20 protein-coding genes are annotated in these 20,243 nt (G+C 42.3%); 16 read left to right on the top strand and 4 right to left on the bottom strand.

What is annotated here, in order from left to right; all coding sequences use genetic code 11:
- The first annotated feature begins 306 nt into the window (after positions 1-306).
- Entirely contained in the window at positions 307-2,181 is a 1,875-nt protein-coding gene (locus AWH49_RS13210) for an ABC-F family ATP-binding cassette domain-containing protein (protein WP_063966087.1), read from the top strand.
- Positions 2,182-2,417: 236 nt separating this feature from the next.
- Here the strand turns inward: AWH49_RS13210 and AWH49_RS13205 are convergent, their stop codons facing one another.
- A complete protein-coding gene (locus AWH49_RS13205; protein ID WP_063966086.1) occupies positions 2,418-3,119 on the bottom strand; it encodes a hypothetical protein in 702 nt (233 codons plus the stop codon).
- Positions 3,120-3,351: 232 nt separating this feature from the next.
- Between AWH49_RS13205 and AWH49_RS13200 the strand changes: the two genes are divergently transcribed.
- The 15 genes from AWH49_RS13200 to mdh all read left to right on the top strand — a co-directional run bounded on the left by AWH49_RS13200 (position 3,352) and on the right by mdh (position 16,719).
- Positions 3,352-4,812: a sensor histidine kinase gene (locus AWH49_RS13200; protein WP_063966085.1), complete on the top strand. Its 1,461-nt coding sequence runs from the start codon at positions 3,352-3,354 to the stop codon at positions 4,810-4,812.
- On the top strand, positions 4,787-5,359 hold the full coding sequence (locus tag AWH49_RS13195; RefSeq protein ID WP_063966084.1) for an ANTAR domain-containing response regulator: 573 nt from the start codon (positions 4,787-4,789) through the stop codon (positions 5,357-5,359). The genes AWH49_RS13200 and AWH49_RS13195 overlap by 26 nt, the downstream gene beginning before the upstream one ends.
- Before the next feature lie 143 nt (positions 5,360-5,502).
- A complete protein-coding gene (gene eutH, locus AWH49_RS13190; protein WP_063966083.1) occupies positions 5,503-6,762 on the top strand; it encodes an ethanolamine utilization protein EutH in 1,260 nt (419 codons plus the stop codon).
- Positions 6,763-6,804: 42 nt separating this feature from the next.
- Entirely contained in the window at positions 6,805-7,146 is a 342-nt protein-coding gene (eutS, locus tag AWH49_RS13185; protein ID WP_018393014.1) for an ethanolamine utilization microcompartment protein EutS, read from the top strand.
- A 13-nt stretch (positions 7,147-7,159) separates the two neighbouring features.
- Positions 7,160-7,669, top strand: a complete 510-nt coding sequence (locus AWH49_RS13180) for a EutP/PduV family microcompartment system protein (protein WP_034284613.1) — start codon at positions 7,160-7,162, stop codon at positions 7,667-7,669.
- A gap of 126 nt (positions 7,670-7,795) precedes the next feature.
- The gene (locus AWH49_RS13175) at positions 7,796-9,244 is read left to right on the top strand and encodes an ethanolamine ammonia-lyase reactivating factor EutA (RefSeq protein WP_063966082.1); all 1,449 of its coding nucleotides are present in this window, start codon (positions 7,796-7,798) and stop codon (positions 9,242-9,244) included.
- A gap of 16 nt (positions 9,245-9,260) precedes the next feature.
- Positions 9,261-10,622 (top strand): ethanolamine ammonia-lyase subunit EutB, encoded by a 1,362-nt coding sequence (locus AWH49_RS13170; protein ID WP_063966081.1) that lies wholly within the window; start codon positions 9,261-9,263, stop codon positions 10,620-10,622.
- Between the two features lie 14 nt (positions 10,623-10,636).
- On the top strand, positions 10,637-11,599 hold the full coding sequence (eutC, locus tag AWH49_RS13165) for an ethanolamine ammonia-lyase subunit EutC (protein ID WP_063966080.1): 963 nt from the start codon (positions 10,637-10,639) through the stop codon (positions 11,597-11,599).
- A 13-nt stretch (positions 11,600-11,612) separates the two neighbouring features.
- On the top strand, positions 11,613-12,266 hold the full coding sequence (eutL, locus tag AWH49_RS13160; protein ID WP_034284972.1) for an ethanolamine utilization microcompartment protein EutL: 654 nt from the start codon (positions 11,613-11,615) through the stop codon (positions 12,264-12,266).
- Positions 12,267-12,282: 16 nt separating this feature from the next.
- Positions 12,283-13,803 carry an acetaldehyde dehydrogenase (acetylating) gene (locus tag AWH49_RS13155; protein ID WP_063966079.1) on the top strand — a complete coding sequence of 507 codons (1,521 nt, stop codon included), beginning with the start codon at positions 12,283-12,285 and terminating at the stop codon, positions 13,801-13,803.
- Positions 13,804-13,824: 21 nt separating this feature from the next.
- A complete protein-coding gene (locus tag AWH49_RS13150) occupies positions 13,825-14,112 on the top strand; it encodes a BMC domain-containing protein (RefSeq protein WP_018393021.1) in 288 nt (95 codons plus the stop codon).
- 96 nt (positions 14,113-14,208) lie between these two features.
- Entirely contained in the window at positions 14,209-15,075 is an 867-nt protein-coding gene (gene pduL, locus AWH49_RS13145; RefSeq protein ID WP_063966078.1) for a phosphate propanoyltransferase, read from the top strand.
- A gap of 19 nt (positions 15,076-15,094) precedes the next feature.
- Complete coding sequence (locus AWH49_RS13140) at positions 15,095-15,370, top strand: EutN/CcmL family microcompartment protein (RefSeq protein WP_018393023.1); 276 nt, start codon at positions 15,095-15,097, stop codon at positions 15,368-15,370.
- A gap of 1 nt (position 15,371) precedes the next feature.
- Entirely contained in the window at positions 15,372-15,731 is a 360-nt protein-coding gene (locus tag AWH49_RS13135) for a BMC domain-containing protein (protein ID WP_063966077.1), read from the top strand.
- Positions 15,732-15,783: 52 nt separating this feature from the next.
- Positions 15,784-16,719, top strand: coding sequence for a malate dehydrogenase (gene mdh, locus AWH49_RS13130; protein ID WP_063966076.1), 936 nt, complete (start codon positions 15,784-15,786; stop codon positions 16,717-16,719).
- Between the two features lie 77 nt (positions 16,720-16,796).
- Here mdh and AWH49_RS13125 read toward each other — a convergent pair whose 3' ends face one another.
- The 3 genes from AWH49_RS13125 to AWH49_RS13115 form a co-directional block, all read right to left on the bottom strand.
- On the bottom strand, positions 16,797-17,030 hold the full coding sequence (locus tag AWH49_RS13125) for a hypothetical protein (protein ID WP_063966075.1): 234 nt from the start codon (positions 17,028-17,030) through the stop codon (positions 16,797-16,799).
- A gap of 163 nt (positions 17,031-17,193) precedes the next feature.
- Entirely contained in the window at positions 17,194-18,921 is a 1,728-nt protein-coding gene (locus AWH49_RS13120) for a glycine betaine ABC transporter substrate-binding protein (RefSeq protein WP_063966074.1), read from the bottom strand.
- A gap of 4 nt (positions 18,922-18,925) precedes the next feature.
- Positions 18,926-20,131: a quaternary amine ABC transporter ATP-binding protein gene (locus AWH49_RS13115; protein WP_018393028.1), complete on the bottom strand. Its 1,206-nt coding sequence runs from the start codon at positions 20,129-20,131 to the stop codon at positions 18,926-18,928.
- Positions 20,132-20,243: the final 112 nt, after the last annotated feature.

The raw sequence follows: 20,243 nt of genomic DNA, 5'->3' as shown, positions 1-20,243 counted from the left end.
GTGGAATATAAGAAAAGCCGAACCATGACAGTTGTCATCGTCAATGATAAAATGAGGATCATACAGCTAAAATCATGTATCCTTAGATGACGATTTATTAGATCGAAAAATGGAAGACTTAAATTGAGTAGTAACAGAGATAAAGGAAGCAAATTATATTGAGGAACAATTAGAACAACTGCACACTCATGATGACCAAATCTAGCTTCCTATTCAGTTACTTACATTATTAAAGAAGAATAAGAAGATATAACCCCATTATACGATGATTTGTATTAAAATTTATGAAGAATAGGATGTACATATATGAAAGTTTATACGATAGACGGTTTAACAAAAACGCTTGGTGAAAAAACGCTATTTAATGATATTTCTTTTTCGATTTCGGAAGGGGATAAAATTGGGGTCCTTGGTATCAATGGAACCGGAAAATCAACGCTGCTTAACATTATTGCAGGACTCGATGAGTATGACAAAGGGGCAAAAGATCATCCAAATGATTATTCGATTTCGTATTTATCGCAAAATCCACAGTTTAATGAAGAATTATCAATTATGGAGTTTCTTTATGCAAGTGAATCACCGGTTTTTATAGCTATAAAGGAATACGAAAAAACACTAATGCAACTGCAAAATAACCCCGATGATACAGATGTGCAAAGTAAATTAATGAATCTTCAGCAGCAAATGGATACGTTAAATGCATGGGACACGAGTGCTGATGCCAAAACAATTTTGACAAAACTCGGTCTGCCAGACTTTTCGAAAAAGCTGGCTGAGCTTTCAGGAGGCCAAAAAAAGCGGGCAGCTCTTGCTAAAACGCTCATTGAAACCCCTGACTTGCTCATTTTGGACGAACCGACCAACCATCTCGATTATGACAGCATTAAGTGGCTGCAGGAATATGTGCAAAAATACAAGAAAGCGGTCTTGTTTGTTACACATGACCGGTACTTTTTAGACGGCGTTTCAAGCGAAATATGGGAACTTGAAAAAGGGCAGCTCTTTGAATACAAAGGAAATTACAGTGATTTTCTAGAATCTAAAGCAATAAGAGAAGAAAATGAATTGCTTGAACAAGGAAAAAAAGAAAGTTTGTTTAAAAAAGAACTAGCGTGGATGCGAAAAGGGGCTAAAGCACGGACGACGAAACAAAAAGCCCGTATCCAGCGCTTTGAAACACTAGATGAAGACGTGAAAAATAAAACAAATCAGGATTCACTTGAAATTGAACTAAGTGGCGCGCGTCTTGGCAAAAAAGTACTTGAACTAAAAAGTGTGACCAAATCCTTCGGCAGCCAGCCCATTCTTCATGATTTCTCCTTTTTATTCAAACGGGGCGACCGTATTGGCATTGTCGGGCGCAATGGCTCCGGCAAGTCGACATTGTTAAATATCGTTTCAGGTAGAGAGATGATTGATTCAGGAGAGCTGGATACTGGCCAAACGGTCAAAATTGGCTACTATACACAGGAAAACGACGATATGAATGACAATTTGCGTATGATTGAATACATTCGTGAAACAGCAGATTCTATTCAATTGAAAGACGGCAGCTACATTTCAGCTGCGCAAATGCTCGAGCGGTTTTTATTTCCGATGCATACGCACGGTACACCGATTCGGAAGTTATCTGGAGGAGAAAAACGTAGACTGTATTTGTTGAACATTTTAATGTCTGCACCAAATGTATTACTTTTAGATGAACCGACGAATGATCTTGATACACAAACGTTGACGATACTAGAAGATTATTTAGAAACCTTCCCGGGCGTCGTTATTACTGTATCCCATGACCGTTATTTTCTCGATAAAGTGTGCCACCAGCTGCTCGTTTTTAAAGGGACAGGCGTTATCGATTACTACTATGGCAGCTACTCAGACTTTTTAGAAGAAAAAGAAGAACCGGCTGAAGTAGAAGTAAAAACAGCTTTGGTTCCGCAGCAGCGTCCTGAACGAAAAAAGAAGATGTCGTATTCTGAAACGAGAGAATGGGAAACCATCGAGGAGGACATGGAGGTGGCGGAACAACGATTGACCGACATTTCATCAGAAATGGCCACTGCCGGAAGTGACTTTGAAAAACTCCGCCTGCTCATGGAAGAAGAATCAGAGTTGAAAGCAAAACTCGATCATATGTTAGAACGGTGGGAGTACTTAGCAGAATTAGCAGAAGGGTGAATAACTCCACCTTATCGATCTTACAGTCTGATTGAAGAAGGAACTTCCTGTTTCACAGATCACAGCATAAGAGGGTGACCCAATACGTTTTACATGATCTTCACAGGCGTAGTCTAAACTGTTCGGATGATGCACTATTAACGAAAAAATCCGGAGAGAAATGAAATTTCTCTCCGGATTTTCTTTATTTAGAGGGGCTTATGAGACGGCCCCTTTTTGGTCTATGAAAAATTTTCTTATCCAATGATCGTAGCACTCCAATTTCCGCCGCCACGATCACATGTGAACTGACCGGTTACCGTTCTGCCATTAGGGCTCATAGTCCCTCTGTACGTGCAATTATTCCCGTCGCTGCTATTTCTTCGTTGAACACGGACATTGTTGCCCTCTATCGTAATCGTCAATACAGCGGTAATATCTCTTTGACCTGGCTGCGTCCATATACCGTCAAAAACATTGCTGTTGCCCCGTCGAGTCCAAACGGCTCGCCATGCGCCTTCTTGTACATCCCATCTTCTTCCCAATCTGTCTTGCTGTTGGCCCCGGTGTTCAATAACAGCACTCCAATTTCCGCCGCCACGATTACAAATATTCGTACCTGAAGCCGTTCTGCGATCACGGCCAAATGTTCCTGAATAGTTACAATTGTTTCCATCACTGCTATTTCTTCGTTCAATAAAGACGAAGTTACCTGATGTATACATGGTCAAAACGGCCGTAATATCCCTTTGTCCAGCCATTGACCATCTGCCGTCAAAAACATTGCTGTTGCCCCGTCGAGTCCAAACGGCTTGCCATCCACCTTCCTGTACGATCCATCTTACTCCTAAACCGACAGGCTGCTGAGCATGGGCGATACTAGTAGGAACGGCCTCATAAGATGGAATTCCTGGGTAATATGGGTTTTCATAGTAATACGGATACCAATTGTTATACATATGCATTCTCCTCCGGTAGAATATAATCTAAAAAAGACTTCGAATCATCATATGCAAAAAACAAAAATGGGTACGTTTAAGGCGTTGCTGAGAAGCCTTCTTCCTCAACTGCTCAAAGGTTATTTTTGCATTTTAGTAAATATTTGTAAATGAGAGGTTTCTTGACACCATACCTTAGTCTTCTTATAATGAACATGAATATTATTCAAAAATTTTAAAATAAGGTGTTTTTATGAAACCATCAACTCTAGAGCAGCTTTGTGAAATGCATACTAACTTGTCATCGGCTGATATCCAAATCATTTCAGAAGTGGCCAGTACATTGCCGATGTATGCGGATTTATTGAATGCGTACATGTTTATCGACTGCAAAATGAAGGAAAATGAACAAGCCATTGTTGTAGCAGAAGCATTCCCGAGGACGCCGGAAGCGGTATACGAAAACTCTGTTGTAGGAAAAGTCGTCTTTGAAACATTCGAACCCGGCGTCTACTATTGTTACAGAACAGGCAAAAAATCTATTATGCATCGTGCCTTAACTCAAGAAGGGAAAATGGTAGAACAAAGTGTAGTACCGATTAAAAATAAACAGCATCAAGTCATAGGCGCATTGATCATGGAAGCGGAAGTTATGGCATCGTACAGTGAAAAAAAGCAGGAACCGACTCATTCATTCGGCCAAAAAGCCATGAGTAATCTGCTTGCGAATACAATGGATGAATATCCAGTTATATCAGATTTACTAATGGAAATTTTTCTACTGACAGATGCAGAAGACCGATTGGTTTATGCCAATCCATCCGGCGTTCGCTTTATCCATGAAATAAGCCAGACCGAGTATATTCAAAACGAACCTATTTTAAAGCTTCTTCCTTTTTTGGACCCCATATTAAATCAGCAGGAAGAGGTATTTGTTTTAGAACTGACACTTGCTCAAAAAAGTTTAGAAGTTAAAAAAGTGAAATTGCGCAATAAAAAGAATGAATTACAGGGAACTTTATTCATCATACAAGATTTAACAGAACTCCGGACAAAAGAAAAAGAGCTCATGATGAAGTCAGTTGTTATTAAAGAAATTCACCACCGCGTCAAAAATAATTTGCAGACCGTAGCAAGTTTGTTAAGACTTCAAATGCGCAAAGGATTTCCTCTTGAGAGTAAAAGCCACTTTGAAGATACATTAAATCGAATCTTCAGTATATCTTCAGTTTACGAGTTAATTTTAGCAAATGACAACGCCGATGATGATGATGTAGACTTAATCGAACTAACACGAAAAATTGGCTCAACCATGGTGATCAATGACCTTAATCAAAAAGTAGACTTGATTATTGAGCCAAATGGCAATAAAATATTAACATCATCCAGAAAAGCAGTTTCAATTGCGCTAATTGTGAATGAACTTGTTCAAAATTCAATCAAACATGCTTTTCCCGGTGGAATATCTGGAGAAATCCATGTCGATTTCTTCTCAAGCAAAGACTTTGTGGAACTTCACATTCAAGACAACGGCGTCGGGATGGGGGAAGCAGGGTATTCACTTGGATTGGAAATTGTCCATAATCTAGTCGTCAACGACTTGGCGGGTGAATTTCGATACAGGCTTGTCGAAAGAGGCACTTACGCAATATTAACGTTTCCACTGAGTCCGGAGGTTGTCATTTATTATGAAAAAACGGATTCTGATCGCTGAAGATGAATCAATTATTCGAATGGATTTAAAAATGATGCTCCAAGATCATGGCTATGAAGTAGTGGGCGAAGCCGGGGATGGAGATCGGGCTGTGGAACTGGCTTTTGAGTTGAAGCCTGATTTGGTATTGATGGATATTAAAATGCCGAAAATCAACGGTCTGCAAGCAAGTACCATTATCGGCCAGCAGTTGGATTTACCTGTATTGCTCATAACAGCTTATAGTCAGAAAGAGTTTGTTGAAAAGTCAAAACAGGACAACATCGTCGGTTATTTAGTGAAACCGATTTCAGAATCCAGTCTCATGCCGGCAGTCAGTGTTGCACTGCATCAAGCGGAAAATGCAAAAAAATTAAAAAAATCAATCCGGACGGCTCAAGATGAAATTCAAAAGCGGAAGCTGATTGAGCAGGCAAAAGGACTGTTGATGGAAAAAGAAAAATTATCTGAGCAGGAAGCCTATAAATTATTGCGTAATCAGAGCATGTCTCGTCAGCTAACAATGGAGTTGCTGGCGCAGGAAATCATCTCAAAATACGCAGACTAAACAAGTCCATATGAATGATAAGCAAAGACGCTTAAAGAGAATCCTTTCTTTAGGCGTCTTTTTATGCATGATTAAGGGGGGTGAGAGCAGCTCAAATTGGTCTATTTCTATGACTGATCTTAGTAAATACCGGGGGGATTCATATGGAGTTAATTGGAACAATAGTAGTTTATATTATCATGGCTTGTGCACTGGCCGGGGCGATTGCAGCCATCCGTAATGCAGATCAAGGTCTTGGAAAGGAGTTTATGGATGGCCTTCATACCATCGGTCATATCTTTGTACCGGCTGCCGGGATTATGGCATCTATCCCTTATTTAACATGGTTTATTGATACGTTGGTTGGTCCGTTGTTTCATCAATTAGGCGCGGATCCGGCGATTGCGGCTACGGCCATTCTTGCCTCAGATATGGGAGGCTATCAGCTGGCCAATGCATTGAAAGAATCGTATGAAGGATGGATTATGGCGTTGATTGTCGGTTACATGGCGGGTGCCACGATTGTTTTCTCGATTCCGATGGGTCTTGCGATGCTAGATAAACGGGATCATAAATATATGGCACTTGGCATTATGTCCGGCGTATTAACGATTCCAATTGGGGCGTTTATTTCTAGTGTACTCGTTGTCTTATTCAATACGAAAGTTCGTCAGGAAATTAGTACAACGACTGAGTCTACACATGAGTTTGTCCTAGCTTACGGACAAATTTTTATTAACCTGCTGCCACTTCTCATTTTTGTTCTTGTCATTGCTGCCGGGCTGAAATTTTTCCCATCTCTCATGATCAACGGATTTATGTTATTTGGTCGAATTATGGATGCGGGAATTAAACTTGTCCTTGTCTTTTCGATTATTGAAATTTTCACAGGTCTTTTTTCTACTATTTTTGGTTCGTGGGGATTCCATCCGATTATGGCGGACGAAGAAGATCAATTTCGGGCACTTGAAACAGCCGGCTATATCGGCATTATGCTTGCCGGTGCATTTCCAATGATATATTTGCTTCGGAAGTATGCATCAGCGCCGCTTGAAGCAGGCGGACGCAAATTGGGCTTGTCTTCTGTCGGAAGCGCAGGACTGCTTGCCACAATCGCCAATATTTTGGCCATGTTCCAGCTTGTTCGACACATGCCTCCAAAAGATAAAGTTATTAACATTTCCTTTGCCGTGTGTGCAGCTTTCTTATTAGGCGATCATCTATCCTTTACGGCCAACTTTCAGCCGAATTTAATTTTACCGGTGATTTTGGGTAAATTCTCAGCTGGGATATGTGCCATCGGTCTTGCATATTGGCTCTCCGTTCCAACCGCTTTAAAGTTGGAGGAAAAGGACCGAGCAGAAGGCATCATTCGAAAAGGCGAATATTTAGAAGAAAACGAATCAAAAGAAAAACTAGTTTAAAAATAAGCTCAAGCTTGATTTGTAGCTGAAAGGAGCAGGAAAATGTCCGAAGAGAAAAAGCGATTTATACAGGAATTTGTTCCCGGCAAACAGCTGACATTAAGTCATGTAATTGCCAATCCGGATCCTGATATGTTTCAAAAGCTAGGCATTCAGCAGGCAGGGGCACTCGGAATATTAACACTGACACCGAGTGAAACAGTGATTATCGCAGGGGATCTTGCGACGAAAGCGGCGAACGTCTCTATTGGCTTTCTCGATCGTTTCACAGGCAGTCTCGTCATCGTAGGAAGTGTGTCAGAAGTGGAAATGGCGATGCAGGAAATTAATCGATTCTTATCAGAGAAACTTGGCTATACGCCAGCCCCGATAACGAAATCATAAGGAAGTGGAGCTTATGCAGAACAGGGCCATGCTGATCGGTTCCGTAGGAGCAGGGAAATCCACGTTGACAAACGCTCTTCTTGGAAAAAGTGTTCCAGCGATCAAAACACAGTCTCTTCTTTACTATGATTGGATTGTGGATACACCGGGTGAATATACAGAAAACCCTATGTTTTACAAAAGTATTATGGCCACTTCTTTAGAAGTGACGCACGTTTTATATTTGCAAGATGCCACTCGAAATAAGATCATTTTCCCGCCTAATTTTAGTTCAGGTATTTCAAAGTTGCCAATTGGCGTCGTCACTAAATCAGATCATCCAGATGCGAAACTTGTGGAAGCGCTGGACATGTTAAAGAGGACGATTGTCTGCGGACCTATTGTTGTGACCTCTGCCTTGACAGGGAAAGGTTTAACGCACATTAGAGAGCTGGTATCGTTATCAACGATCGATAAAATGAAAGCGTATGCAATTAAGCAAGATGATGGCCACATCATCTTTTATGATAGCCTTTACAATTAAGAGACTATTTGATATATTTACCCTATGAAAAGTAAATAATTTCGGCAAAGGCGCCTTTACGACTCGACGATTCTAATCGTTGAGTTTGTGAAGGTGTCTTTTTTTATTGGGAAAAGAGGTGTTCGAATGGCCGGATTTCAGCCGAAAAAAGAAGCGATCATCAGCGCCGGAATAGATATTGGCACGAGTACAACCAAAATTATTATCAGCCGTTTTTCATTAATGAACGTGGCAGGCAGTACGCACGTGCCCCGAATTGAAATTGTAGACAAAGAGATTTTGTATAAAAGTCCGATTTTCCGCACGCCACTTCAGGATGCAACGACAATCGATATTAAGGGAGTGGAGCTGATTATTCGTTCTCAGTATGAAGATGCAGGCATTCAATCATCAGACATTGAAACAGGCGCAGTTATTATCACTGGGGAAACAGCGACCAAACAAAATGCACGTGAAATCGTTCATTATTTGTCGAGAGAAGTTGGGGATTTCTTGGTGGCAGCGGCCGGTCCAGACTTAGAAGGAATCATTGCAGCGAAAGGGTCAGGTACTTATGATTATGCATTGAAAACAGGGCGTGTGACCGCCAACATTGATATTGGCGGGGGCACAGCTAACATTGCGGTGTATAAAAGAGATAAGCTTCTCGGAACATGCACCATGCACGTTGGCGGACGGCTGATCGAATTTAAAGATTCAACTGTGATGTCCATTTCACCTCCGATTGAACAGCTGTTAAAACAAGAAAATAAAAGTTTGCGGTTAGGAGATACGAACCGCCATCCCGATATCAAATTCATAGCAGACTTTATGGCTGATTCGATCACCCGTGTTTTAGCAAAAGAGGTAAAAGCAGAAGACGAAGTCCTGCTATTGGGCCATAAACCGAATTGGAACGAACCTGTAGAAGCGATTATGTTTTCCGGTGGAATTTCTGAGTGTATGTATGAACAGGAAATAACGCGGCCATCGGATATTTCATACAACGACATTGGCAAGCAACTGGCCGCCTCACTTCAATCAAACCGCCGCCTTACTGAATGGGATTGGATTGAGCCGGAGGAAACCGTTCGTGCTACTGTACTTGGAGCCGGCACGCAGACGACCGAAATAAGCGGTGCGACTATTCAAGTCGCTCCGGATGAACTGCCAGTAAAAAATGTACCCGTTTACAAATATTCGTTTCACGGCCATTTAGAAAAGGGATTGGCAGCACTTGGGCAATCCATAAAAGAAGCTATTAATATTTATGATTCGTTTCAAGAAGGGCAAAATTTCGTTTTATATTTAGCGGACTTGCCTTATGTGGGCTTTAAAGATATTCAGAAGCTGGCAAGAGCCATTTTGCAGGTGATGGAGCTTCGGCATGATCCCGAGCAGCCTATTTTGCTTGTAATGCAGATGGATTATGCAAAAGTGCTCGGCCAGACGCTGCTTGCAATGAACGCTAGACAAAGTGTCATTTGTATCGATCAAATCAATGTCGATCATGGCGATTATATGGACATTGGCCGGGCACTGCAGTCAGAAGTTGTGCCGGTTATCGTCAAAACATTAACATTCCACTCGTCGTGAAGGAGGCTTGAGTGATTTGAAGTTAAAAACAACTTTAGGCAGTGAAGTATATTCGTTCACCGAATTAAAAGAAGTATTTGCAAAAGCGAACGAAGAAAAGTCTGGCGATCGGCTTGCCGGTATAGCCGCGAAGACAGTGCAGGAGCGTATTGCAGCGAAAATGGTTTTAAGCGACATTACACTTGCAGACATTCGCAGCAATCCGTTTTTGACAGCGGATGAGGATGAAGTATCCGCTGTCATCGAAGGCGATGTAAATGAAACGATATACAGAAACATGAAAAACTGGAGCATAGCTGAACTCCGTGAGTATATTTTGAGCAATGAAACAGGTGACCGTGAATTGAAGCGCATCAGCAAAGGATTAAATAGCGAAATGATTGCAGCTGTCACAAAGCTGATGTCTAATCTTGATTTAGTGCACGCCGCGAATAAAATGGAGGTTTTGACGACGTGTAATATTACAATCGGCCATAAAGGAACACTGTCATCGCGTCTGCAGCCGAACCACCCAACAGACAATGTGGATGGAATGATTGCCTCGCTGAAAGATGGGCTGTCGTATGGTATCGGAGACGCGCTCATCGGGATCAACCCGGTAGATGATTCTGTTGAAAGTGTAAAACGTCTGCTGCATGCAACGCATGACTTTATGAACGATTGGAACATCCCAACACAGAACTGCGTACTCGCACATGTTACGACACAGATGAAGGCTATTCAACAAGGGGCTCCTGCCGATATGATATTTCAAAGCATTGCAGGCACGGAAGCGGCCAACCGCTCATTTGGTATTTCAGCCGAACTCATTGCAGAAGCAAATGAGCTGGCGAAAAAACAAGGAACGGGCTCCGGTCCTCAGCATATGTACTTTGAGACAGGTCAGGGATCCGAACTGTCGGCAGAAGCTCATTATGGTATTGACCAAGTGACACTCGAATCACGAAACTATGGTTTTGCCCGTCATTATGATCCGTACATTGTGAATACTGTTGTCGGATTTATTGGACCGGAGTATTTATACAACAGCAAGCAAGTAATTCGGGCAGGTCTTGAAGATCATTTTATGGGCAAGCTGCACGGCATTCCAATGGGCGTCGATATTTGCTACACGAACCATATTAAAGCGGATCAAAACGATATTGAAGATTTGGGTGTTTTGCTTACAGCAGCCGGTGTAAACTTTATCATCGCAACGCCAATGGGCGATGATTGTATGTTGAATTATCAGTCGATGAGTTATCACGATGTGGCTACATTAAATCAAACATTTGGCAAAACGCCTGCACCTGTTTTCCTGGAGTGGCTTGAAAAAATGGGTATTTATGAAAACGGACGACTTGGGCGCAATGCAGGAAATGCTGCTCTATTTTCTTAAAGGGGGTGAACGAAGTGAATGAGCAACTAATTCAAACCATTACAAAGCTGGTCGTCGAAAAACTAAAATCAAACGAAGTATCTCAGCCGTCTGCCGGCACAGCGGATGTACAGATTAAGCTTCATAGCAAACAGGCAACCGGTGCGTTAACAGAGCTGCCACCCCCTGAAAATCCAAATGGCAAGGTGACATTTCATCAAACGACTTCCGCAAAGCCGGAGAAGAAAAGTGCTGTTCATCCCCAGCCTGCAGAAAAGACCATTTCGAAGCAGGAAGAATTTATCGAAGAGTTGAAGAAAAAAACACCGTCACGTATTGGTGTAGGGCGGGCAGGATCAAGGCCAAAGACGAACACTTGGCTTCAGTTCCGCCTGGATCATGCAGCAGCAGTCGACGCGGTTTACGGTGAAGTACCTGATAAGATCTTACATCAGCTCGACTTATTCCAAGTGCAAACCAGAGTCAAAGACAAGGAAGAGTACATTCGTCGTCCAGACCTCGGCCGCAAACTTTCAGATGAAGCGAAAGAATTAATTAAAAAACGCTGTGCCTTTTCACCGAGTGTCCAAATTGTCACATCTAATGGATTGAGCGCTAAGGCGATCGAAGAAAACCTTGAAGATGTGTACCTATCACTCGTACAGTCGCTCGGAAACTTAGGAATTGAAACAGGGACCCCCTTTTATGTCGACAAAGGCCGTGTGGCTCTTATGGATGAAATCGGTGATGTGCTGCAGCCGGATGTCGTCGTTATGTTAATCGGTGAAAGGCCGGGACTTGTCTCCGCGGAATCATTAAGTGCTTACTTATGTTACCAACCCCGTATCGGCACGATTGAAGCAGACCGCATGGTTGTCTCCAATATTCATAAAGGCGGCATTCCTCCGGTGGAAGCGGGGGCCTATTTAGGAACACTGATTCAAAAGATTTTAAAATACGAAGCGAGCGGCGTTTCACTCGTGAAAAAAGAAGGATAGAGAGGTGACTGAAATGACTTCACAAAAAATCTTTGCAGAGCTACTGGCTATGAAAGTTATTCCAAACGTTGATGCGGGATTAGCGGAAAAATTGAAGTTGAAGCCGTATCAACGGAGTATCGGTCTCTTTACCTCCACTATCGATGATGTAGGTTATACAGCAGCAGATGAAGCTACTAAAAAAGCAGATGTAGAGGTCGTGTATGCGAAAAGCTTTTATGCAGGAGCTGAGCACGCATCGGGTCCGCTTTCCGGAGAGTTTATGGCCATTTTGGCTGGACCAACATCGGAAGAAGTGAAAAGTGCTCTTGATGCGATTCAGATCAAAGTAGAAAGTGATGCTTATTTCGAAATGATTAACGGAGATCCAAATCATGCGTTTTACGCGCATACGGTTTCACGAACCGGCAGCTTTTTATCCAAGATGGCAGGTATTCCAGAGGGGGAAGCACTTGCTTACTTAATTGCACCGCCTTTAGAAGCGACCGTCGGATTGGATGCTGCTTTAAAAGCTGCAGATGTAAAATTGTGTGAATGGTTCGCGCCACCATCAGAAACAAACTTCAGTGGAGGGTTGTTAACTGGCAGTCAATCTTCCTGCCAGGCGGCAGCAGATGCATTCCGACAGACAATTTTAATTCTGACGGCGAACCCGAAAAGCTATTAGGAAAGGAGTATCACATATGGTAACAACAATGGATTCAGATTTACTCGCAATTCAAGAGATGCGCACTGCTGTGAAGGCCGCGAAAGATGCCCAGCAAAAATATATGTCCTACTCACAGGAACAGGTGGATCGCATTGTAAAGGCTGTGGCGGATGCTGCTTATGAAAAGTCGGCTGAACTTGGTCGAATGGCAGTAGAAGAAACAGGAATGGGCGTAGCTGAACATAAAAAGATTAAAAATGAAGTTGGCTCAAAAGCCGTATATGAAAGCATTAAGGATTTAAAAACCGTCGGGATTATCAAAGAAGACAAAGCGAACAAGGTGGCCGAAATCGCGGCACCATTTGGGGTGATCGCTGCTATTATTCCGACAACCAATCCGACATCAACCGCTTTTTTCAAAACATTAATTTCATTAAAAACGCGTAACGCGGTTGTTGTCAGCCCGCATCCATATGCTGTGAAATGTACGGCCGAATCGTTAAAGGTTTGCGAAGAGGCAGCGGTTGCTGCAGGAGCGCCAAGCGGGCTTGTTCAATGCCTAACGATGTCTTCCATGGAAGCGACGCAAAAATTGATGACGCATCCGGATGTAAACTTAATTCTCGCCACTGGCGGCGGTGCACTTGTTAGAGCCGCGTATAGCTCCGGAAAACCCGCTTATGGGGTTGGCCCGGGCAATGTACCTGTCTATATTGAACGAACTGCTAAAATCGAAAAAGCCGTTGAAAATATCGTCAACAGCAAATCGTTTGATTACGGGACAATCTGTGCGACTGAACAGGCTATTGTTGTCGATCATAATGTGAAAGAGATGGTGCTTCGTGAGTTGAAGAAAAATGGAGCATATATCTTAGACTTGGAAGAAAAGAAAAAGATGGAAAAAGCAATATCACCGGTTCCTGGTAAGGTTAATCCGAAAATTGTCGGGAAAAGCCCGCAAACGATTGCTAAATTGGCCGGTATTACTATTCCCGACGGCATACGCATTATCGTCGGAGAAGAGACAGAAGTTGGTAAACATATTCCATTCTCGATGGAAAAATTATCACCTGTTTTTGCGATGTATACTGCGAGTAACCGCACTCATGCGAAAGAGCTTTGTCTCTCAATATTGTCTCTCGGCGGCCGTGGTCACAGTTTATCTCTTCACACTGAAAATGATGAAGTTGCCCGGGAATTTGCGGTGGACATGCCTGTCTCTCGTATTTTAGTTAACACGATGTCATCAGTCGGTGCAGTCGGCGGAACAACGGGTTTGCTGCCATCTATGACACTCGGTTGCGGCACGTTTGGCGGTAATATTACGTCCGACAATGTTTCCGCCAAGCATTTAATGAACATTAAACGAATGGCGTATGGTATTAAAGAAATCGAACTCCCTAAAAATGTAGAGACGGTTCCAACTGTCCAAAAGAGTGAAACCGAACAAATCGTTCAGGAAATGCTCAAATCTATGAATTCGACTGATAAGGTGGATCCAGAAACCGTGAGCACTCTTGTCAATCAAATTATAAAACAATTACAAAATAACTAATAAAATCTGGAGGTAATGAAAATGAATAGAGAAGGTACAGCATTAGGAATGGTAGAAACAAAAGGGTTGATCGGGTCAATCGAAGCAGCAGATGCGATGGTAAAAGCGGCAAGTGTAAACTTAGTTGGCAAAGTACACGTCGGTGGTGGAATTGTGACCGTACTTGTACGTGGTGATGTTGGGGCAGTAAAAGCGGCAACTGATGCTGGAGCGGCTGCAGCGCAGCGCGTAGGCGAATTACTGTCTGTCCATGTCATTCCAAGACCACACAACGAGCTTGAAATGATTTTGCCGAAAGAGCTAAGCTAACATAACTAACAGAAGATTTAATAAGACAAGAAAACGATCAGGCACCTCTTAACAAATGACAGGGAACAAGCAGTTTGACAGAAAGGCGGGAAACAGATGAACAGGGAAATGATTGCGCGCATCGTAGCGGAAGTTATGGGTCAGCTTGGTGAAAAAGTATCAGCAGAAGCCCTTTTCGATACGATTCCAGTAGCAGTTTCTGCGCGTCATGTCCACTTATCGCCGGAACATGTGGAAGTACTTTTCGGTACAGAGTATGAATTAACGAAGAAAAGTGATTTATCGCAGCCGGGTCAATTTGCAGCGAATGAAACAGTCGTTATTGCCGGACCAAAGGGAAGTCTTGAGCGTGTTCGTGTACTCGGTCCTTCCCGGCAATTGACACAGGCTGAAGTCAGCTGGACAGACGCAATGAAATTGGGTGTAAAACCACCACTTCGGGAATCTGGGAATATTCAAGACTCAGCCCCTGTTACATTAATTGGACCATCCGGAAGTCTGTCTCTTTCGGAAGGATTAATAATCGCTCAGGCGCATATCCATATGTCTCCAACGGATGCGGACCAGTTTCAAGTGAAAAATGGCGAATACGTCAAAGTGAAAATACATGGCGAACGACCGATCTTGCTGGATAAAGTATTAATCCGTGTATCAGACCGCTATAACCTCGAAATGCATATTGATACAGATGAAGCAAATGCCGGGTTTGTTAAGACAGGCGGAACAGGAGAATTGATTCGGGAAACAAAATCGGTTCCCCATACGCCTTCTTCTGTAGTGGTTACGTCACAAAAGATAGCACCTGTGCACCAAGTACATGAGTTTAAACAAAAACTACTCTCACGTGAACACATTCAGTCGATTGAAGAGCTGGAAATCGTTATCGGCAAAGGAACCATTGTGACACCACTTGCAAAAGATACAGCAAAAGAACTTGGGAAAACGATTACATTTATTAAATAGAAAATCAGGTGATGTCATCGTGCGAATAGGAAGAGTGATAGGAAATGTATGGGCAACAAGAAAAGAAGAGGGCTTGCAGGGACTAAAACTTCTAATTGTGCAGCCGATTCATGTCGACGGAAAACCTGTAAACAGCTCCATAGTGGCGGCGGACCGGATTGGCGCAGGCATTGGTGATAATGTTCTAGTGACAAGTGGCGGATCATCCCGGTTTATTATGCGGGACAATCCGATTCCAATTGATGCGGTTATAATTGGAATTATTGATTCCCTGGAAATAGAAAGAGGTGAATAATATGGGTCAGGCAATTGGAATGATTGAGACAAGAGGATTGATCGGTTCGATTGAAGCGGCCGATGCGATGGTGAAAGCCTCTAATGTACGGCTAGTTAAGCAGGAAAATATCGACGGTGGTTTAATAACCGTTATTGTTGAAGGGGATGTCGGGGCTGTTCAAGCGGCTGTTGATGCTGGCAAAGAAGCCGTGAAACGGGTTGGTGTCCTTGTTGGGGCACACGTAATTCCACGTCCAGACCAATCGGTTCATAATATGATGATACCGTCAGAACCAGAACCTGTTCTTGAAAAAGAATTACCCGCAAAACGAGGGCCTCAGACAGGTACGCAGGCAGACAAAAAATCGGATAATGAGTAAACGTAAACAGTCCGTTATTCTCAGCTGAAAAGCGTGAAAGGAGGAATTGGTTTTGGCTTTTCGAAGAAACAAAATTGCGGTCATTGGAGCTGGTTATACTGGTGCAACCGTAGCATTGATGACAGCACAAAAAGAATTAGGTGATGTCGTGCTACTTGATATCCCTGACCAGGAGAACCCAACAAAAGGGAAAGCACTCGATCTGCTGGAAACCGGCCCTGTTCAGCGATTTAATGCGAAAATTACCGGTACGTCCAATTATGAAGATATTGCGGGTGCGGACCTTGTTATTATTACAGCAGGCATCGCAAGAAAACCGGGTATGAGCCGGGACGACCTCGTTACGACGAATGCAAAAGTGATGAAGCATGTAGCCGAGCAAGTAAAAAAACACGCGCCGGAAAGCTATATTCTAGTTCTTAGCAATCCAGTCGATGCGATGACCTATGTTTGTTATAAAACGACAGGTTTCCCGAAAAATAGAATTATCGGCCAATCAGGCGTTCTCGATACGGCTCGTTTTAACACATTTGTCGCAGAAGAACTGAACATCTCAGTAGAAGATATTTCCGGTTTTGTTCTTGGCGGACATGGTGATGATATGGTTCCGCTCGTTCGCTACTCGTATGTAGGCGGCATCCCAATCGAGAAAATTATTTCAAAAGAGCGTCTTGATGCAATCGTTGAACGTACGCGAAAAGGCGGCGGTGAAATCGTAGCTTTGCTAGGCAATGGCAGCGCTTATTACGCCCCCGCTGCAGCGCTTGTTCAAATGGCGGAAGCCATTGTCTATGATAAAAAACGCATTTTACCATCCATCGCTTATTTAGAAGGCGAGTACGGTTACAATGATTTATATTTAGGTGTTCCGACCGTTATCGGCGGTGATGGCATTGAGAGTATTATTGAATTGCCATTAACACCAGATGAAAAAATAGCGCTTGATCAATCGGTTCAATCCGTCCGAAGCGTGATGAGTATCCTATAAAAAAACGGTCCAAACACAAATTAGGAGATTAAAAGTGATCCATGCACTTTAATCTCCTTGTTTTTGTTTCTAAAGAATTATTTGTTTGCTATTGAAGAAATAGTTTCATATTCAGATTTTTTTACAACACTCGTGTGTTGACGTTCCTCTTTATCTTTTTTTTGAATCGATTGGTTAAGTAAGCCTTGAATCCCCATGATAAAGGCTAATTCCACTTTTGGGCTAAGTCTTCCTCCAGATACAATAAGATCGTTTAATTCCTCCGACTTGTCCAACATAATATCCCTAATAAATTCAAGATCTTCTTTCAAACACATCAGCTCTCCTTCATACGTAAATTATGTTTGATCTATAATCATCAAGTATATGCAGCTCCCCATAAATATATGCAACAAAACGAATGAACTTTGGTGTAGCATGAGTTTTGTCTGCAATAGGAATCCCCCACTTTAGCACTAGCTAAGTGGGGGGAGTTCAATTCAAGTCTTCAATTGAATCAATATCGACATATTCAGGTACAACTAATCCATTCTTCGTTCCCTGAAGGTTTGCTCCAAGGTCAACGATGTCGTCCTTATAAGTATTATAATATTCGAGATGGGTACCGGGCAGCCATGCAGCTACCATTGCATCTGCACTGCCGTTGGCAATACCTGCAAACATTGGGCCAACTTCAACTTGCCTCAGTGTAACAGTGTAGCCATTCTGCTCAAGAACCTTGCCAATGACATTTGTACTGGCTATTTCTGTGTCCCAGGCAACATAGACAAGGTTGATACTTTCACCATTCCCTGCTTGGGCACCCTTTGTCCATTGGACTACTTTGTCCTGATGTGCGTCTATCCATTTCACAGCAGCTTCGGATGGGTCCATGCCGTCTGCTATATCGACCATCACTTCTTCCATGTCACTCGTTTCCCAGGAGAATTGATCAAGGATTTTATAAGCTCCAGGAGCATCCTGTTCAAGTCCTTTTCGAACGATTGTATGAATATCTTCAGATCCACCAAAAGAATTATTCGGGTCTTCAAGATATTTTAAATTGAATGAGGAGAACATCCAATGCGGGGACCATCCAGTTACAATAATTGGTTCTTGATTATTATAGGCTTTCCGCAATTCAGCAACCATTGCTGCTGAAGAGCCTTCAATAAGCTGCCAATCATTTAGTCCGTAATCTTTAATCGCATCCCTAGTTAACTTCATCAATCCTGCTCCTGGTTCAATCCCAATGATTTCATAATCGGTTTGGGAACCGATTCCATTAGCATTCTCTTTCACAGTATTTTCTTTTGTAAACCCTAAAACGAGCGCAGTGATCACCACAAGCATAGCTAAAATTGAAAAAACAATTTTTCGATTAACGATATGCTCATAGGCTGGCTTGCGTAAGTTTTGCGTGATACGGTCGAGAATGATCGCAATGAAGACAATGGATAATCCAGCTTCAAAGCCTTGCCCCACATTAATTTGACTGACAGCTCGATAAACATCTGCTCCAAGTCCAGGTGCTCCAACTAATGAAGCAGTAACAACCATAGATAGAGCAAGCATAATACTTTGGTTAACCCCGGCCATAATCGTTGGAGTTGCCAAAGGTAATTGGACTTTGAACAATTTTTGCCTGCTACTTGAACCGAAAGCATTTGATGCTTCAATTAAATCTTTAGGTACTTCCTGAATTCCAAGATTGGTCATGCGGATTGTCGGAGCAATCGCAAAAATAAACGATGCAATAATCCCTGGTACAACTCCTATTCCAAAAAATAAAATGGATGGGATTAAATAAACAAATGCAGGCATGGTTTGCATAAAATCTAAAATGGGAGTAATGATGTTTCGTACCGATTTTCTTTGTGCACACCATATTCCGATTGGTACCCCTATTACTATGGTGAGCAATCCTGATAATATAACGATGGCAAGTGTTTGAATACTTGATTCCCAATAACCAAGATTATCAATCAACAGTAAGCTAACTATCGTAAAAATTCCTAATGGCCATTTGCTGGTATATGTAACCAAAAGGGCTAAGATAATCATTAATACGATAGGAGGGCCTGCACTTAATACATCAACTAGAATATTTAATGTCCCCTCGATCGCACTTGTTATAAATGAAAATAATCCAGCAAACGTAATGGTTAACCAATTCACTAGAGAATCGATCCATTCTCCTAGTGGGATTTTCGGCAAATTCATTGAATCAATCACTCTCCAAATCGTTCAAAGAATCTTTATTGCCTGCTAAAGCACCAATTACGGCTCCGCGAATAACGATTCCTTTAATTCTTTTCTCTTCATCGATAACCGATAAGGGAAGACTTGAGGTCGCCATCTCGTCCATGAGATCCTCAAGTAATGCATCCTCCCTAACGGTCGGTATGTCGGTTGTCATCACTTCAGAAATGGATTGGTTCTGATCAATTGCCTGACGTGCTTGTTCAGCCGTCAGTGCTCCCAATAGCTTCTGTTTACGATCAACGACAAAAATGCTGGAATAACCTTGTTTCCGCATAATTTCCAGTGCAACCCTTGGACCTCGGTCTACGCCGATCTTCTCTGGTCGTTTCATAACATGTGATGCTGTTAATACTTTGGATAAATCGACATCTTCAACGAACTTCTCGACAAATTCATTGGCTGGATTCATCATAATTTGTTCAGGGGTTCCCAATTGAATGACACTGCCATCTTTCATCAAAGCAATTCTGTCTCCAATCCGTAATGCTTCATCTAAATCATGAGTAATAAAAATAATCGTTTTTTTGTATTGATCTTGAATTTCAAGTAATTCATCCTGCATATCTTTACGGATTAACGGATCTAAAGCACTGAAAGCTTCATCCATCAATAAGATATTGGTATCACTAGCGAGAGCCCTTGCAAGGCCTACCCTCTGTTGCATTCCGCCGCTCAACTGTGAAGGCAGTTGGTTTTCGTAGCCTTTTAATCCGACGACTTCAAGCGCATTCATCGCTTTTTCTCGACGTTCATCAACAGGGACTTTCTGAATTTCGAGACCATACTCGGCGTTTTCCAATATTGTTTTATGTGGAAATAGAGCAAAGTTCTGAAAGACCATACTGATTTTTTTTTGTCTGACTTCCCTCAGTCTGGCGGCATTCATCTTAACGATATCTTCATTTTCAATCAAAATCTCTCCGATTGTAGGATCGATCAGCCTGTTAAACATACGGATTAAGGTTGATTTGCCGCTTCCGGATAAACCCATGATGACAAAGATTTCACCAGGGTAAATCTTGAAATTAACATTCTTCACGCCAACTGTCTGTCCCGTTTCTTTCAAAATTTCTTTCTTTGTTTTGCCTTGCTTCAATAAATCAATAGCTGCTCTGGGAGATTTGCCAAAAATCTTCGAGACATTCCTAACTTCTACATATGGATTCATCAAGTCACCTCATTATTAATTGCCCATATCATCTTCAGTTTTGCCGAGTCTTCTCGTTTTATGCTGATTTATCATAAGAAAGTGCAAGCGCCTATATGCTATAGATCCCTAG

This window comes from Domibacillus aminovorans (assembly GCF_001643235.1).
In the GTDB taxonomy this organism is placed as follows: Bacteria; Bacillota; Bacilli; order Bacillales; family Domibacillaceae; genus Domibacillus; species Domibacillus aminovorans.
The sequence above is the reverse complement of the archived record's forward strand: the minus strand, read 5'-3'. Positions and strand labels throughout refer to the sequence as shown.